The 1,162-nt window shown below is 54.8% G+C and carries 1 protein-coding gene; it reads right to left on the minus strand.

Features of this window, described 5'->3' with window-relative positions:
- Positions 1–16: 16 nt before the first annotated feature.
- Positions 17–1,162 (minus strand): ammonium transporter (locus AC33YF_RS13975; RefSeq protein WP_491777823.1); only part of this gene is annotated, 1,146 nt, incomplete at its 5' end.

Raw genomic sequence — 1,162 nt, forward strand, 5'->3', positions numbered from 1 at the left:
GACCAACCTTTCTTTGTTAGGTTGGATCGCCTTCGACTTCGCCATGCTCAATGAAATCTAGGCCAGCGAGCTCTTCCCTGCGTGTGACACGCAATAGTCCAAGTATCTTCAGGACAGTAAAGAAGATAAACATGGTCACAAATGCCCATGCAGAAATCGCAATCGATCCCAGAACCTGAACGCCGAGAGCATGCCCGCCGAAAAGACCTGTAGCGATCCCCCCCCAGATGCCGCATAGTCCGTGGACCGGCCAAGCTCCGACCGCATCGTCTATTCTTAGTTTCTCGAGGAGGATGTTCCCGAAAACGACCAGAGCGCCCCCGATCGCCCCAATGATAATTGCTTCATTGTTTGTGACGGCATCGCAGTTTGCGGTGATTGCTACCAAGCCGGCCAATACCCCATTCATTAGGTTCGTGAGGCTGAGCTTGTGTTCATGTGACAGGGCCCTCGATGTAAGCATGGCAACGACTGCGCCGGAAGCGGCCGCAAGAGTCGTGTTGGCTGCGATTAGCATGACCGCTTGGATATTGACCGTCCCGGTGAATGCCAACTGGCTACCGGGATTGAAGCCGTACCACCCGATCCAAAGGATGAAGACGCCGAGCGCAGATAGGGCAAGTGAATGGGCAGAGCGCACGCGGCTGCCCCGAGGCGAAAAACGGCCTATTCGCGGTCCCACGACGATCGCTGCAGCTAATGCGGCAAATCCACCAACTGCATGCACAACGATCGAGCCTGCGAAATCGTGAAATCCCATCTGGTCGAGCCAACCGCCACCCCATTTCCAAAAGCCACTGATCGGGTAGATTAGCGCCGTGAGAAACAGGCTGTAGTACGCATACGCTCTGATCTGGACGCGGCCGATGACGGCTCCGGAAACAATCGTTGCAGCTGTCGCGGCAAAGGCCACTTGGAAGAGCCAGTCTACTTGAGGGTGTAGAACGCCGGGACCTACCTTGGCAGGATCTATTGTGGAGCTTACACCAAATCCATTCCAGCCTAGCATGCCCAATCCGGAAACATCCGGCCCGTACATGATGCTGTACCCAATCAAGTAGAATGAAAGAACGCCAATGCACATATCGGCAAAGTTCTTAAACAAGACGTTGACCGTGTTGTTCGCGGGGCTCATTCCTGCCTCCAACGAAGCAAAGCCAGC

It is taken from the genome of Methyloceanibacter sp., from assembly GCF_058506495.1.